Raw genomic sequence first — 13,307 nt, forward strand, 5'->3', positions numbered from 1 at the left:
GATGAAGGCGAAGCGTGACTGAAACCGGGACGACGAGACGCAAGAAGGATGCGAAGCGCCCCCAGCCGATGACGGCGCTGCAACGGCGGCGCTTGCGCGTGCCGCGGGTCGGACTGCACGAGCAGGCGGCGGTGCGGCTACGCACTATGATCGTGCGCGGCGAGCTCGCGCCGGGACAATCGCTGGGGGAGGCCGATCTGTCCGATGCGCTCGGGATTTCGCGCACGCCGCTGCGCGAGGCGCTGAAGCAGCTCGCGAGCGAAGGCCTGGTCGAGCTGCGCCTCAACCACAGCGCCGTGGTTGCGCCGTTCCGCCGCGCCGAGCTGACCGAATTGTTCGAGGCCGTCAGCGGCATCGAACGCTGTGCCGCCGAGCTCGCGGCGCTGCGCATGGAGCCGGCCGATATGGAGCGGCTCGCGGCGCTACAGGACAAGATCGAGTGGCATCACGGCCGTGGCGAGCTGCGCGAGTATTTCCAGACCAACCAGCAGATCCATTCGATGATCGTCGGCTTCGCCCGCAACGCGGTGCTGAAGGCAACCCACGAGGCGCTGCTGGCGCGGGCCGAGCGCGCACGCTTCTTCGCGCTGTCGGTGCTGGGACGATGGGAGGAATCGGTGCGCGAGCACCAGGAGATCTTGGCCGCGCTCAGGGATCGCGATGCCACCCGCGCGGGACAGTTGCTGGCTCACCACGTGCGTCGTACCGGCGAGATTGTCGTCGAGACGCTGGACGGCAAGGCGGATGACGCCGCGGCGCCGGAAGCATCGGAAAAGCCGCGCGGCCGCAAGACGGGAAAAGTTGCGCAATGAGGATCCTGCTTCTCAATCCCAACACGACGACGGCCGTGACGGATCTGCTCCATGCCGCCGGCAGCAAGGCGGCCTCGGCCGGTACCGAGCTCGTGCCCGCCACCGCGCCGCGCGGCGTGCCTTATATCGCGACCCGCGCCGAGGCCCAGATCGGCGGCGCGATCGCGCTCGAAATGCTCGCGGAAGCCGGCTCCGGTTTCGATGCCGCCATCATCGCCGCATTCGGCGATCCCGGCCTGTTCGGCGCCCGCGAACTGTTTGCGTTTCCGGTCGTGGGCCTCGCCGAAGCCGCGATGCTGACCGCTTGCATGGTGGGGCGGCGGTTCTCCATCGTGACCTTTGCGGGGGCGTTGGCGCCCTGGTACGAGGAATGCGTCGCGATGCATGGTCTCGCCTCGCGCTGCGCCGGAGTCCGCACGCTCGACGGTGCGTTCCGGTCGATCTCGGACGTTCAGGCTGAGAAGGAAGAGCTGCTGGTCGCGCTGGCCAACCGTGCGGTCGAAGAAGACAATGCCGATGTCGTCATCCTCTCCGGCGCGCCGCTGGCAGGGCTCGCGGCAAAGGTCCGCGATCGCATTCCGGTGCCGGTGATCGATCCCGTCGCGGCCGCCGTGCGTCAGGCGGAAACGCTCGCCGTTCTCAAGCCACGCAAGGCGATCGCCGGCACCTTCCGTCGTCCCGACCCGAAGCCGACGCTCGGGCTCGCGGAGCCGCTCGCCGCCGTCATCGAACATCGCACACCGAAGCAGGGAGCCCGCTGATGTCCTTCGACACCATCATCCGCGGCGGCACTGTCGTCACCGCCGCCGACACCTTCGCCTGCGACGTCGGAATCCGCGACGGCAAGATCGCGGCACTTGGACATGATCTCGGCAACGCGTCCGCGATCATCGACGCGACCGACCGGCTGGTGCTGCCCGGCGGCATCGACAGCCATGTCCACTTCGCCCAGCCCTCGGGCGAGGGGATCGTGATGGCCGACGGCTTTGCCAGCGGCACGCGCTCGGCGGCGTTTGGCGGCAACACCACCGTGCTGCCGTTTTGCCTGCAGCAGAAGGGACAGACGCTGCGCGAGGCGCTCAAAGCCTACCACGCGCTCGCCGAAGGCCAATGTCACGTCGACGTTGCCTTTCATCTGATCGTCACCGACCCGACCGAGCACGTGCTGGGCCAAGAGCTGCCGGCGCTGGTGGAGGACGGCTACACCTCGCTGAAGGTCTTCATGACCTATGAGGGCCTCGCGCTGTCGGATCGCGAACTGCTCGAGACGATGTCGGTCGCGCGCGAGACCGGCGCCATGCTGATGGTGCATGCGGAAAACTACGATGCCATCCGCTTCCTCACAGACCGCCTGGAACGCGCAGGGAACACTGCGCCGCGCTTTCACGCCACCTCGCGGCCGATCCCGGTCGAGCGCGAAGCCACTCACCGCGCCATCTCGCTCTCCGAGCTCGTCGACGTACCAATCATGATCGTGCACGTCTCGAACCGGGAATCGATGGAGGAAATCCGCCGCGCCCAGCAGCGTGGACTGCGGGTGACGGGCGAGACCTGTCCGCAATATCTTGTCCTGACCGAACGGGATCTCGATCAGCTCAACATGGAGGGTGCGAAATACGTCTGCTCGCCGCCGCCGCGCGATCTCGCCAGCCAAAAGGCCTGCTGGGAAGGCCTGCAGCAGAAAGTATTCTCGGTGTTCTCGTCGGATCACTGCCCGTTCCGCTACGATGACCCGCAGGGCAAGCTGGCGCCGAAGGGGCGCACCAGCTTCCGCTGGGTGCCGAACGGAATTCCGGGCGTGGCGACGCGGCTGCCGATCCTGTTTTCGGAAGGCGTGGTGAAAGGCCGTATCGATCTCAACAGCTTTGTCGCCTTCAGCGCGACCAATCATGCCAAGATCTATGGCCTTTATCCGCGCAAGGGCACGATCGCAGTCGGCTCCGACGCCGATATCGCGCTATGGGATCCGACGCGCAAGATGACCATCCGTCACGAACTGATCCATGACGGCTCGGACTATACGCCCTATGAAGGGCTCGAGGTGACCGGTTGGCCGGTTCTGACCATGGTGCGCGGCAAGGTCGTCGTCGATGACGGTGAGCTTGTCGGCAGCAAGGATCACGGCATGTACCTGCCGCGCGCCAAGCCACGATCGGGAGCCGGCCTCTCGTAACACGCGAACCAGAAGGCAGGAGATCACCATGCCCTTTGCTGTGACTGATGACGGAGTGCGCCTCTATTTCGAAGAGACCGGATCGGGCCATCCGGTGATCCTGGTCCACGAATTCGCCGGTGACCTGCGCAGCTACGAGCCGCAGATGCGGCATTTCGGCAAGCGCTACCGGACCATTGCCTACAATGCGCGCGGCTTTCCGCCGTCCGATGTGCCGGAGCAGGTCTCCTCCTATTCGCAGGCGCGCGCCGCCGCCGACATCCTGGCGGTGCTCGACCATATCGGCGAACCGAAGGCCCATATCGTCGGTCTGTCGATGGGCGGCTTCGCGACCTTGCACTTCGGGCTGCGCTATCCCGAACGCGCGTTGTCGCTCTGCATCGGCGGCTGCGGCTATGGCGCCGAGCTCGACAAGCGCGAGACGTTCCGCGCCGAGGCCGACGTGATCGCCGGCATGATCCGCAAAGAGGGCATGCCGGCCTTTGCCGCGCGCTACGCCTATGGGCCGACCCGCGTGCAGTATGAGAACAAGGACCCGCGCGGTCACGCCGAGTTCAAGGCCATGCTGGCCGAGCACTCGGCGGTGGGATCGGCCAACACCCAGCAGGGGGTACAGAAGGAGCGTCCGTCGCTCTACACGCTGGTCGACGAGATGAAGCGCATCACGGTGCCGACGCTGATCATCACGGGCGATGAGGATTGGCCCTGTCTTCTGCCCGGCATTCTGATGAAGCAGAGCATTCCGTCGGCCGCGCTCGCGGTGATGCCGAACTGCGGCCACGCCATCAACATCGAGGAGCCCGAGGAATACAACCGGATCGTCGGTGATTTCCTGTCGCAGGTCGAGAGCGGCCGCTGGCCGCTCCGCGATCCCAGAGCCGTCAGCGCTTCGATCACGGGCATGAAGGATTAGGCGAAAACCACATCGGCCGTCCTCGTCGGGCCGGCCCGATCCGTCATTCCGGCAGCTTTTCCGCCACTACGCCGAGTTGAGTTGGCAGCGTCAGCCCATGCGCGCATAATGAGCGCATGGACTTCGTCGAAGGCAATAGTGCCAAAATCCCTGCGATCGGGCTCGGCACATGGGAACTGCGCGGCCGCGTCTGCGCCCGGATCGTCGAGCAGGCGCTGCGGCTCGGCTATCGCCATATCGACACCGCCCAGATCTATGAGAACGAGCGCGAGGTCGGCGAGGGGCTGCGCGCCTCCGGCGTCAGGCGCGACGACGTGTTCGTGACCACCAAGGTCTGGACCAGCCACTTCAAGCCGAAGGACCTCGAGCGATCCGCCAAGGAGAGCCTCGCGCGGCTTCGTCTGACCGAGGTCGATCTGTTGCTCCTGCATTGGCCCAACCCCCAGGTGCCGCTGCCGGACACGCTTGGCGCGCTGGCGCGAGTCAGGCGGGCGGGGCTGGCGCGGCACATCGGCGTTTCGAATTTCAACGTAGCGCTGATCGAGGAGGCGGTGGCGGCATGCCCGGAGCCGCTCGCCTGCGACCAGGTCGAGTACCATCCCTATCTTGACCAGGCCAAGGTGATCGAGGCCTGCACGCGCCACGGCCTGGCATTCGTCGCTTACAGCCCGATCGCGAAGGGGCGCGTCCGCAACGACCGCGCGTTGGCGCGGATCGGCGACCGCTATCGCAAGACCGCCGCCCAGGTCAGCCTGCGCTGGCTCGTGCAACAGAATGTTTCCGCCATTCCGCGCACGTCCAAGCTCGAGCGGCTCCAGGAAAACATCGACGTGTTCGATTTCGAACTTTCGGAGGAGGACATGCGCGAGATCTCGGCGATGGGCAGCGGCACAGTGCGATGATTGGAGGATCGTCGCACCCCTCAGGTCCTTGTTTGAGCATGATCCCTGGAAAACCCTTTCCGGATCATGCTCTGGCCGATTGACCGGCTTCGGTTTTGCGCCGAAATGGGATTGAGGCAGACAGGCCCCGACCGCTATTGTAGCTGGAGGGGAGATATCACGACGTGATCGAGTGGGATGAAGTTCCGGCCAAACGCGGACATGATGGCGTCGGTGCTGGTGCACCTGTTGCTGCTCGCGCTGATTTTCCTCTATTCGGAAGTCCATCAGTTCGATCCTGTCGCGGCTGACACGATGCCGGTCGAGGTGGTGACGCCGCAGGAGGTGGCCGAGGTCGCGCCCGAGCCGACGCCAACCCCGTCACCGACGCCAGAATTGCGGTTGCCGTCGCTCGACAAGCCGACCGAGTCTGTGGCGACCCAACCCGACGCGCAGGCATCCGCGCCGCAGCCGCCAGAGCAGCAGGCGCCGCCGCAGCCCGAGCGGAAGCAGTCAGTGCCAGCACATCGGCCGAGCCCGACTCCACAACAGATGGCGAAGGTTGAGCAGCCTCCGGCGTCGCAGCCACCCCCGCCAGCTCCGCAGCAACCAGCGCCGCCGCCGGCGCCCGCCTACACGCAGCCCGAGCCCGACCCTTCCGTCAAATACCACGTCATCCTTGGTCTGCCGCCTTATCTCCCCGCGGAGACGCCACCCGCAGCGGCGCCGTCCGGCGCCGACGCCGGCAAGGACAATTTCGATGCGCCGGCGACCGAGAAGGCCGACATCGCCTCTGGCGTGGTCGCCGAATTCCGTCGCCATCTCAAGACCTGCATGAAGCTTCCGGCGACGCTGAGCACCAGCGACGACGTCAGGGTCAAGCTGCGGGTGTTTATGCGGCCGGACGGCAAGCTCGCGGCCGCTCCGCAACTGATCGAGGCCAGCGCTTCGACGAAGGGTCCGCTGTTGATGCAGAGCGCGACCAGCGCACTGCAGGCGTGCCAGCCCTATGCGATGCTGCCGAAGGATCGCTACGGCGAGTGGAAGGTGCTCGACCTCGATTTCACGCCGCGCGACTTCGCGTCGTAGGGCCCATGAGAAGCCCGCGTTGCGGTGAGCCTAGCACTACAGTTGCATTTCATCTCGGTGTCCGTCCGCGACCCGTCTTCGCCAAGGCTTCGCCGGGGTAAAGGCTTTGGGCCCGCCGGAGCTTTAGCGAAGGCGGCAAGCGGACGATCCAGTATTCCAGAGACGTCAAGGCTCCGTCCGAGGAGCTTCGGCGTACTGGATTCCCCGCATTCGCGGGGAATGACAACTGTAGTGTTAACTCTCCATCGCCTGCCGGGCGTTCGATGCGAATTGCCGGCGCCAGATCACGATCACGACGGCAGCGGTGGTGATGAACAGCAGCCAGGGGCTGACGAACCAGCCGAGATAGCCGAGCGCGAAGAAGAATGCGCGCTGGCCGCGATTGAAGTGCTGGCCGGCGTTTTCGAACATCCGCGTGGTGCGGATGACGTGGGCTTCGGCCTCCGGCGTGTCGCGCTGGGTCGCCGGCGGCATCGCGCCGAACAGGATCGCCACGTAGTTGAACAGGCGATAGGCCCAGGCGAACTTGAAGAACGTGTAGATGAAGATCAGGATCAGCCCGACGCATTTGATCTCCCAGAGCGCGGGCGAGGGGCTCAAATTGATCGGAAGCGTCGCGAGCACGGCGATCGCATCGCTGGTCGCGCGCAGCAGCGTCAGCGCGCCGCCGATCGCGATCAGGCTGGTGGAGGCAAAGAACGCCGTGCCGTTCTGCAAGCTGGCCATGATCTGCATGTCGACCATCCGCGCGTCGCGATTGAGCAGGTTTCTGACCCAGATCTCGCGATAGACATGCATGCGTGACGACAGGCTGTCGCGACCATAGGCGGTGCGCTCGAGCGTGACGGCGTAGATCAGCCATTCGATGACGAAGAAGCCGACCGCAACGGCATCGACCCAATAGCCCGTCATTGTTGCCATCCCCCAACGATGCGCCCAAGCATGCGCGGCCGCGTCGCGCCTCATGTACAGGTTGGACGCGTGCAATGCACTATGGCAAGATATCCGTCACAACAGGATTCTCCGGACATGCTGAAGCTCGTCATCGGCAACAAGAACTATTCGTCATGGTCGATGCGGCCCTGGCTGGCGCTGCGCGCCAACAATATCCCGTTCGAGGAAATCTTCATTCCGCTCTACACCGACCAGGCCGACAAGGACCGCATCCTCAGCGTCAGCAAATCCGGCAAGGTGCCGGCGCTGATCGACGACGACGTCACGGTGTGGGACTCGCTTGCGATTATCGAATATCTCGCTGAGAAGTTTCCGGACGCGAAGCTCTGGCCGGCGGATCGCGCGGCGCGCGCGCACGCCCGCGCGATCTCGGCGGAAATGCATTCCGGCTTCATGGCGCTGCGCAACGAATGCGGCATGAACCTGCACCGGCCGATTCGCCCCGTCGCGCTGTCGGATGATGCGCGCGCCAACGCGGCCCGGGTCCAGGAGATCTGGGCCGATTGCCACGCGCGCTACGGCAGGCAGGGGCCGTTCCTGTTTGGCGCATTTTCCGGCGCCGACGCGATGTACGCGCCGGTGGTGCATCGCTTCCGCACCTACGCGATCCCGGTAAAGGCCGAGGCGCAGCCCTACGTCGACGCGATGATGTCGCTTCCCGCATTCCAGGAGTGGACCCGCGACGGCCTCGCCGAGACGCTTCTGATCGACCGATTCGAGCACGTCTGACCGGGCCTCGTGACTTCCGAATTGTGACAGCGGCCTCAAACTTCGCGGCTTGACGCTGTGGCTCCGAGGGGTCTGAATCGGAGGCCAGTCTTTGCAATTTACGAAAGGACGAAGTCCATGGGCATTCTCGACTCCCTGGAAAACTCGCCCGAGCTGAAGGCGATGCTCGGCCAGCTCGGCGCGGCGGTGATCCCCGCCGTGCTCGGCGAAGTGTTGGGCAATGGCGGGCAGGGCGGACTGTCAGCGATCGTCGCCAAGCTCGAGCAGGCCGGCTTCGGTGATCAGGTCAAGTCCTGGATTGGCACCGGCCAGAACCTGCCGATCACGGCCGAACAGCTCCAGGAGGTGCTCGGCAGCGATACCGTCAGGCAACTGGCCGCGAAGTTCAACATCCCGGTCGACCAGCTCTCCAAGGTGCTGGCCCAGGCTCTGCCGGATGCGGTCGATCATGCGAGCCCCGAGGGCAAGCTGCCGCACAGCGCCTAAGGCTTCGACGCGCGATTTGCGGCTGGCACGCAAATTGCTCTCTATCGCCCTGAAAACTCTGCGAAATTTGCGCATGGGCCATGTCCCGATCCTGCTGGATTCCGGGCATGCCTGTGTGCTAGGTTGTCACAGGGTTCTCAATAGGTTGGCCAGCGCTAGCGGGACTGTAGGCCGGGCCAGCCATCTCTAAAAAATGGAGAGGGCGTTGAAGCATAAGTACTCCGTTGGAGAGACTGTCTATTTCACTGCGAGCAACGTGGCGCGTCCCGCCGCGAGCGGCACCTACCAGGTGATCCGCCTGCTGCCGACCGAAGGCGACGACTGCCAGTATCGCATCAAGAGCTCGACCGAAGCTTTCGAACGGGTGGCCAAGGAGAGTCAGCTCGCGCTGTCCTGAGGGAACTGTGCGCAAGCCGGCGGTCTGGCGGTTCCGTCCGCCGTCAAAAGGCCCTGTTCGCGGACCCATTCTGCGGTAGATCGAATGCCGGTCGCGGCATTCGAGGCCGTGGATTGTGCTTATGCTGCGTTGAGGGACACCGCGCATGAATTGGGCTTGGGCTTCCTCGCTGGACCAGATCTGGCGCTCACCGACCTTCCCGACCTGGCTGACGCTGGTCGCGGCGGGATTTTTTGGAATTGTCGTCCTAGTCACGCTGCTGCGTGCGGAGAAATCCGTCGCCAATGGCGCGTTGACGGTCATCACGCTGCTGGCGATCGCGGTTGCGGTCGCTGCGACAATCCGTGGCTTTACGCCGGGTGGGCAGGTCGCCTCGACCGAGACGCGGATGGCGCAGGCGACGGCACCGACGTCGCCGGCGTTGTCCTGTGTCGATGATCTTGCGGGCGATGCCGTGTTGAATGCGTGCGAGAAGGTGCTGTTCGGCTCGGCCGAATCGGCCGCCGCGGCCGTCAGCTATGCCGCCGCGCAGATCTCACGCCTGACCTCCTTCGGTGACATCACCACCGCCGAACGCAATCCGACGCCGGAGCTGCAGGCGCTGCGCCGTGCGGTCGAGCGCGACCGGTACGGGCTGATGGCTTATGTGCTGATGGCGCGCGACCACTGCACGCCGACGGCGTGTCCCGCATTCCGCTCGCTCGGCGACAATCACCAGGTCGTCGCCAACATGAACGATCGCACCTACGAGAACCTGATCACCCGCTATGCAGCCTCCTGGAACGCTGCGCCCGGCGTGGCGCCTGCGGCCGCGGCCGCCGGGCTGGTGGCCGCGCTGCCGCCCTCGCTGCCCACCGGCAAGCCGACCAATGCGGAATTTCCGAGCTCAGCGTCGACGCCGGCGGTCAGCATCATGACGCCTGAGCCGACCAAGCCGGCAGCCGCCGCACCAGCGCCCGCGCGCCCGGCAGTTGCCGCGAAACGGCCTGCGGCGCCGAAGCGCGCGCCGGTCCAGATCGCCCCGCCGGCTGCTGCACCGGCCGCGCCTGCGCAAGGCGCACCCGCCGCCGCGAGCCAGGACTGAGGCGCGGGGAGGTCGGCCTGACCGTCATTGCGCTTGAAGCTCCACTGCCTGGTGCGTGACGACGAGATACACGTTCCGCCGCCGCAAGGCGAAGCCGCTATCCACCGTTCCGGATCGTGCTCCCTTTTCAAAGTCTGCGCCGGCCGTTAAATCCGGCGGATGCCGCTTCATCTCATCAAGCTTGCCGTCGGCTGCGAGTCGGTCAAGGAACTCAAGGGCTGGGTTGCCGAACGGATGGCGACCGCGAAGAAAAAGGGCCTGCCGCTCCGCCACGTCCACATCACGCGCATGACGCCGAAGCGCGACGAGGAAATCCTCGGCGGCGGCTCGCTCTACTGGGTGATCCGCGGCGAGATCGCCGCGCGTGAGAAGATCATCGCGATCGAGCCGTTCCGCGACAAGGATGGCATCGGGCGCTGCCGCATTGTCATGCAGCCCAAGGTGATCGCCGTATCGCCTCGGCCGATGCGGCCGTTCCAGGGCTGGCGCTACCTGACTGCGGATGCCGCGCCGCCCGATCTCACCAAGTCGAGCGCCGCCAGCGTGGCTTCGATGCCGGAGCCGATGCGTCGGGAACTGCGCGACCTCGGATTGCTCTGAGCAATTGTACGGCCGCTGCGGCCGGCGTGCCCTCAAGGCTGCCGTGACGTGACGGGGTGGGGGCGGGTCCGTTCAGGCGCGTGCGCTTGTATCGTGCTTTGGGCGGACTGATCGGCGCCAGCACGTTCGCATCGGCTGGCAAATGGGAACTGATAGCTGGATCAGCAATCTTTGATTGCAGACCCGGTGACGGCGGCTTGAGCGGCGCCGCGCTGGAATTGAGTGTCGTCGATCCGGATAGCCCCCATTGAAAAGTCGGACAGCTTCGCCCGAGTAACGCGGCAATTGCTCGTTGACCGTTCCGCACTCGCTCCCTCGAATTTCCAAGCTGCATTCTGAGATGGTGGGTCAACGGGAACTGCTCGAGATCGCCCGGGCAAGGGCTCGGCCAAGGCAATCATAGCCGTCAGCCGTGGTATGCAACCCATCCCAGGACACGAGCGCACCTTGCGTCACGCCTGCGTTGATCGAGTTTCGCATCAGCACGAATCGAGAAAACAGCCCAACGCGCTCCTGCTTCGCGACCTCGGCAATGATGGTCTCGATCGTGGAGTGATAGGTCGAGGCGAGCACCATTGGCGCATATTGCAGGTCCATGAGCACGACATCGGCAAACGCTGCCTTCAGCGTCCGTACACCTTCGATGACCTTGCTTCTGAGCTCTTGGTCCGGCCGGCCGCCCCAGACCACGTCGTTGGTTCCCAACTGCCACACGACGAGATCGGGGCTGTGGGCAATCACATCGCGTCCGAAGCGCGCGACATTGCCCTGGATCGTGTCGCCGATTCGTCCGCTATTAATGACACTGATTGTCGCGTTTGATCTAAGTCGCAACAGTTCCCGGCGCATGACCTCGGGATATGTCGCTGCCGAAGCCAGCACCCAAAGCCCCACAGTCGAAGACGAGCCGATCGCTACAATCTTAAGCTGTTCACCGGACCTCAGCCGCGCGGCCGTGCGGGGCAATGGAGCCCCTAGCGAGAGGTCCTTATTTGCCGCAAGGCACCTCTCGGCGGCAGACGCGGCTCCGGGTGCCTGCGAAAGCGCAGAGCCAGACGTTCCGGCAACCACCACCGCGCCGACCGCTGCCAATATCGCGGCTCTTGCAATTTGCGATAATATGCCGGCAATGGTGCGCAGAACGATCACGAAACAGCCCACCCCGTGTTCCCTAGGCGATTTGGCCGAATCTCTATTGACAGCCTTTGGCGCTCGACATTCGCTGGGTGTTGCTGGACGAGGGGTCAAAGGAAAGCTGTCCGACCTCAACGGGTTGCCATAAGCACGAAGGACGCATGTTGAACAAATGACAAGAGCCGCCGTCGCCAAGAGGCTGGTGTTCCACGTGGGCGGCTTTGATCCAATCACGCCGCATGCCGGCGCGCAACGACGCTTCGTTCGTGAATTAGCAAGGTTTCAGCGCACCTGGTCAGTGAAAGCTTCGGCCGATGGCCTGTGCAATGGCATCGACCAGACGACGTGGAGCGTGACGGCGGCTGGCCCGAACTGGTTGGTCGAAACCGATTACAATCTTGTTCGCTGGGACGACGTCATTGAAACCTATAGTCGTCGAACGATCTTCTGGCGCATTCCGCTCGGCATCGTGGCCTTTGTGGATTTCGTAGCATCCGGCGCTCTCTGGGGGTACTTGCGAACCAACTGGCATTACGCCGGTTTCTTTCTGTTTCCGTTCGTCATGTTCGGCATCTTCAGCCTGGTCGCGTATTTCGTCGGCCTGCTTGTCGTGAGAACCGGCGGTTCAATTCCGGTCGCGATCATTGCCGACCTCGTTGCGTTCGCGGCGCTTCTGGCTGGCCCTTGGCGCTGGCTGCACCTGGCTCCGCTGTTCGACGACTGGATTTTCTCTCGCGAGTATATTCGCAAAGGTCATCCACTCCTCGAGCAAAGACTGGACAGAATGGCCGCGGAGATCGTCGCTGCGGCGAGCGGGCGTGATACTGACGAGATACTGATCATAGGCCACAGCCTTGGTGCCGTTCTTGCTGTTGATGCCCTTGATCGCGCATTGAGAGCGGACCCCGCGCTTGGTGAGCGCAAAGTCCCCGTGACCTTTCTCGCGATCGGTTCATCCGTTCTCAAGATCGGGCTGCATCGCGGCGCCACGCGCTTTCGCGCGGCGGTCGAGCGGGTCGCCCGAGCACCCGGCATCTTCTGGGGCGATTATCAGGCTCGCGTCGACATCATGAATTTTTATAAGACCGACCCGATGGCTGAAATGGCGTTGGCCACAGAGAACGGTCCCCTGGTCAAATGCGTCGAGCTCAGTCGAATGCTTGACCGTGCGATGTATCGCCGCATACGCCTCAGGTTCTACCGGTTGCACTGTCAGTTCATCAGCGGCAACGACAAGCGAGCAGCGTACGATTACTTCATGCTGGTATGCGGACCTGTTTCGGCCAAATCCCAGACGCTTGCAGCCGATGGCGCGGTTTCGATGATCGCGGAGGATGGATCGCTGATCGATGCGGCGCCTTGCTGCAGCGAGCCGCTCGTCAGGATGGCGCAGCAACTTGGTCCAAGATGACGCCGACCCTTGCAAAGATCGTGTTCGTTACGCTGGCGGTTGGTTGGTACCTGCTTCGCTATGAGCACGCGCGCCGTTCCCGTCGCGAAAAGATCCTGCGAAGTGCCCGAGGTCCCCGGGAAACCATGCTGCTGCTGATATCTCTGACCGGTCTTGGCATTCTGCCGTTCACATACGTCGCGACCGGGATTCCGCGTTTTGCGGATTACACTTTCCATCCGATCCAGGCTTGGCTGGGAGTTGTCCTTGCGCTTGCGTCATTGCTGATGTTTCACCTCACTCATCGCGCGCTCGGCCGGAATTGGTCGGTTAGTCTCGACGTACGGGAAGGCCATCAACTCATCACGGACGGCATTTATCGAAGAATTCGTCACCCAATGTATTCTGCATTCTGGCTCTGGGCCAGCGCGCAGGCATTGCTGTTGCCCAACTGGGTTGCCGGCTTCTCCGGCCTCGTCGGCTTTGGAGTTTTGTTTTTCGGCCGCGTCGCCCGGGAAGAGCGCATGATGCTGGAAACGTTCGGCGAGGGTTACCGCGCGTATATGGCACGCACAGGTCGTATTTTCCCCTTGGTCTTCTGAGGCGCCGGCCGCTAGCCCACTTCATGGGCTGGCACAAGTTCCAAGCCCTCGATTTTAGTGCCC

Annotated in this window: 14 protein-coding genes and 1 pseudogene; 13 read left to right on the forward strand and 2 right to left on the reverse strand. The window is 64.1% G+C overall.

The features are described from left to right. Positions 1-14 precede the first annotated feature (14 nt). From P6U25_RS15765 to P6U25_RS15790, 6 genes and pseudogenes are all read left to right on the forward strand, one after another. The gene (locus P6U25_RS15765) at positions 15-812 is read left to right on the forward strand and encodes a GntR family transcriptional regulator (protein WP_407152050.1); all 798 of its coding nucleotides are present in this window, start codon (positions 15-17) and stop codon (positions 810-812) included. Then, positions 809-1,573: an aspartate/glutamate racemase family protein gene (locus tag P6U25_RS15770; protein ID WP_407152051.1), complete on the forward strand. Its 765-nt coding sequence runs from the start codon at positions 809-811 to the stop codon at positions 1,571-1,573. The genes P6U25_RS15765 and P6U25_RS15770 overlap by 4 nt, the downstream gene beginning before the upstream one ends. After that, positions 1,573-2,985: a dihydropyrimidinase gene (hydA, locus tag P6U25_RS15775; protein WP_407152052.1), complete on the forward strand. Its 1,413-nt coding sequence runs from the start codon at positions 1,573-1,575 to the stop codon at positions 2,983-2,985. Before P6U25_RS15770 ends, hydA begins: the two co-directional genes overlap by 1 nt. A gap of 28 nt (positions 2,986-3,013) precedes the next feature. Beyond that, entirely contained in the window at positions 3,014-3,898 is an 885-nt protein-coding gene (locus P6U25_RS15780) for an alpha/beta fold hydrolase (RefSeq protein ID WP_407152053.1), read from the forward strand. Between the two features lie 116 nt (positions 3,899-4,014). After that, positions 4,015-4,915, forward strand: a pseudogene (locus P6U25_RS15785) (aldo/keto reductase). A 62-nt stretch (positions 4,916-4,977) separates the two neighbouring features. After that, positions 4,978-5,868 carry a hypothetical protein gene (locus P6U25_RS15790; protein ID WP_407152054.1) on the forward strand — a complete coding sequence of 297 codons (891 nt, stop codon included), beginning with the start codon at positions 4,978-4,980 and terminating at the stop codon, positions 5,866-5,868. A gap of 234 nt (positions 5,869-6,102) precedes the next feature. Here P6U25_RS15790 and P6U25_RS15795 read toward each other — a convergent pair whose 3' ends face one another. Then, complete coding sequence (locus P6U25_RS15795) at positions 6,103-6,780, reverse strand: DUF599 domain-containing protein (protein ID WP_407152055.1); 678 nt, start codon at positions 6,778-6,780, stop codon at positions 6,103-6,105. Positions 6,781-6,897: 117 nt separating this feature from the next. Between P6U25_RS15795 and P6U25_RS15800 the strand changes: the two genes are divergently transcribed. From P6U25_RS15800 to P6U25_RS15820, 5 genes are all read left to right on the forward strand, one after another. Then, positions 6,898-7,551, forward strand: coding sequence for a glutathione S-transferase family protein (locus P6U25_RS15800; protein ID WP_407152056.1), 654 nt, complete (start codon positions 6,898-6,900; stop codon positions 7,549-7,551). Positions 7,552-7,668: 117 nt separating this feature from the next. After that, the gene (locus P6U25_RS15805; protein ID WP_407152057.1) at positions 7,669-8,037 is read left to right on the forward strand and encodes a YidB family protein; all 369 of its coding nucleotides are present in this window, start codon (positions 7,669-7,671) and stop codon (positions 8,035-8,037) included. Positions 8,038-8,230: 193 nt separating this feature from the next. After that, complete coding sequence (locus P6U25_RS15810; protein WP_280977522.1) at positions 8,231-8,434, forward strand: hypothetical protein; 204 nt, start codon at positions 8,231-8,233, stop codon at positions 8,432-8,434. Between the two features lie 145 nt (positions 8,435-8,579). Continuing rightward, positions 8,580-9,518: a hypothetical protein gene (locus P6U25_RS15815; RefSeq protein ID WP_407152058.1), complete on the forward strand. Its 939-nt coding sequence runs from the start codon at positions 8,580-8,582 to the stop codon at positions 9,516-9,518. Between the two features lie 159 nt (positions 9,519-9,677). Further along, the gene (locus P6U25_RS15820; RefSeq protein ID WP_407152059.1) at positions 9,678-10,118 is read left to right on the forward strand and encodes a DUF1489 family protein; all 441 of its coding nucleotides are present in this window, start codon (positions 9,678-9,680) and stop codon (positions 10,116-10,118) included. 348 nt (positions 10,119-10,466) lie between these two features. Here P6U25_RS15820 and P6U25_RS15825 read toward each other — a convergent pair whose 3' ends face one another. Beyond that, positions 10,467-11,267 (reverse strand): SGNH/GDSL hydrolase family protein, encoded by an 801-nt coding sequence (locus P6U25_RS15825; protein WP_407152060.1) that lies wholly within the window; start codon positions 11,265-11,267, stop codon positions 10,467-10,469. Positions 11,268-11,424: 157 nt separating this feature from the next. On the opposite strand from P6U25_RS15825, the gene P6U25_RS15830 reads away from it, so the two are divergent. Continuing rightward, on the forward strand, positions 11,425-12,663 hold the full coding sequence (locus tag P6U25_RS15830; RefSeq protein WP_407152061.1) for a hypothetical protein: 1,239 nt from the start codon (positions 11,425-11,427) through the stop codon (positions 12,661-12,663). Next, positions 12,660-13,244 (forward strand): protein-S-isoprenylcysteine O-methyltransferase, encoded by a 585-nt coding sequence (locus P6U25_RS15835; RefSeq protein WP_407152062.1) that lies wholly within the window; start codon positions 12,660-12,662, stop codon positions 13,242-13,244. Before P6U25_RS15830 ends, P6U25_RS15835 begins: the two co-directional genes overlap by 4 nt. The last annotated feature ends 63 nt before the right edge of the window (positions 13,245-13,307 follow it).

Origin of the sequence: Bradyrhizobium sp. ORS 86, from assembly GCF_045571475.1 — a bacterium.
Classification (GTDB): domain Bacteria; phylum Pseudomonadota; class Alphaproteobacteria; order Rhizobiales; family Xanthobacteraceae; genus Bradyrhizobium.

Excerpts from the sequence above, each read along its gene's own strand:
- P6U25_RS15770 (WP_407152051.1), top strand. The coding sequence starts at position 809 with ATGAGGATCCTGCTTCTCAATCCCAACACGACGACGGCCGTGACGGAT.
- hydA (WP_407152052.1), top strand. The coding sequence starts at position 1,573 with ATGTCCTTCGACACCATCATCCGCGGCGGCACTGTCGTCACCGCCGCC.
- P6U25_RS15780 (WP_407152053.1), top strand. The coding sequence starts at position 3,014 with ATGCCCTTTGCTGTGACTGATGACGGAGTGCGCCTCTATTTCGAAGAG.
- P6U25_RS15790 (WP_407152054.1), top strand. The coding sequence starts at position 4,978 with ATGAAGTTCCGGCCAAACGCGGACATGATGGCGTCGGTGCTGGTGCAC.
- P6U25_RS15795 (WP_407152055.1), bottom strand. The coding sequence starts at position 6,780 with ATGACGGGCTATTGGGTCGATGCCGTTGCGGTCGGCTTCTTCGTCATC.
- P6U25_RS15800 (WP_407152056.1), top strand. The coding sequence starts at position 6,898 with ATGCTGAAGCTCGTCATCGGCAACAAGAACTATTCGTCATGGTCGATG.
- P6U25_RS15805 (WP_407152057.1), top strand. The coding sequence starts at position 7,669 with ATGGGCATTCTCGACTCCCTGGAAAACTCGCCCGAGCTGAAGGCGATG.
- P6U25_RS15810 (WP_280977522.1), top strand. The coding sequence starts at position 8,231 with ATGGAGAGGGCGTTGAAGCATAAGTACTCCGTTGGAGAGACTGTCTAT.
- P6U25_RS15815 (WP_407152058.1), top strand. The coding sequence starts at position 8,580 with ATGAATTGGGCTTGGGCTTCCTCGCTGGACCAGATCTGGCGCTCACCG.
- P6U25_RS15820 (WP_407152059.1), top strand. The coding sequence starts at position 9,678 with ATGCCGCTTCATCTCATCAAGCTTGCCGTCGGCTGCGAGTCGGTCAAG.
- P6U25_RS15830 (WP_407152061.1), top strand. The coding sequence starts at position 11,425 with ATGACAAGAGCCGCCGTCGCCAAGAGGCTGGTGTTCCACGTGGGCGGC.
- P6U25_RS15835 (WP_407152062.1), top strand. The coding sequence starts at position 12,660 with ATGACGCCGACCCTTGCAAAGATCGTGTTCGTTACGCTGGCGGTTGGT.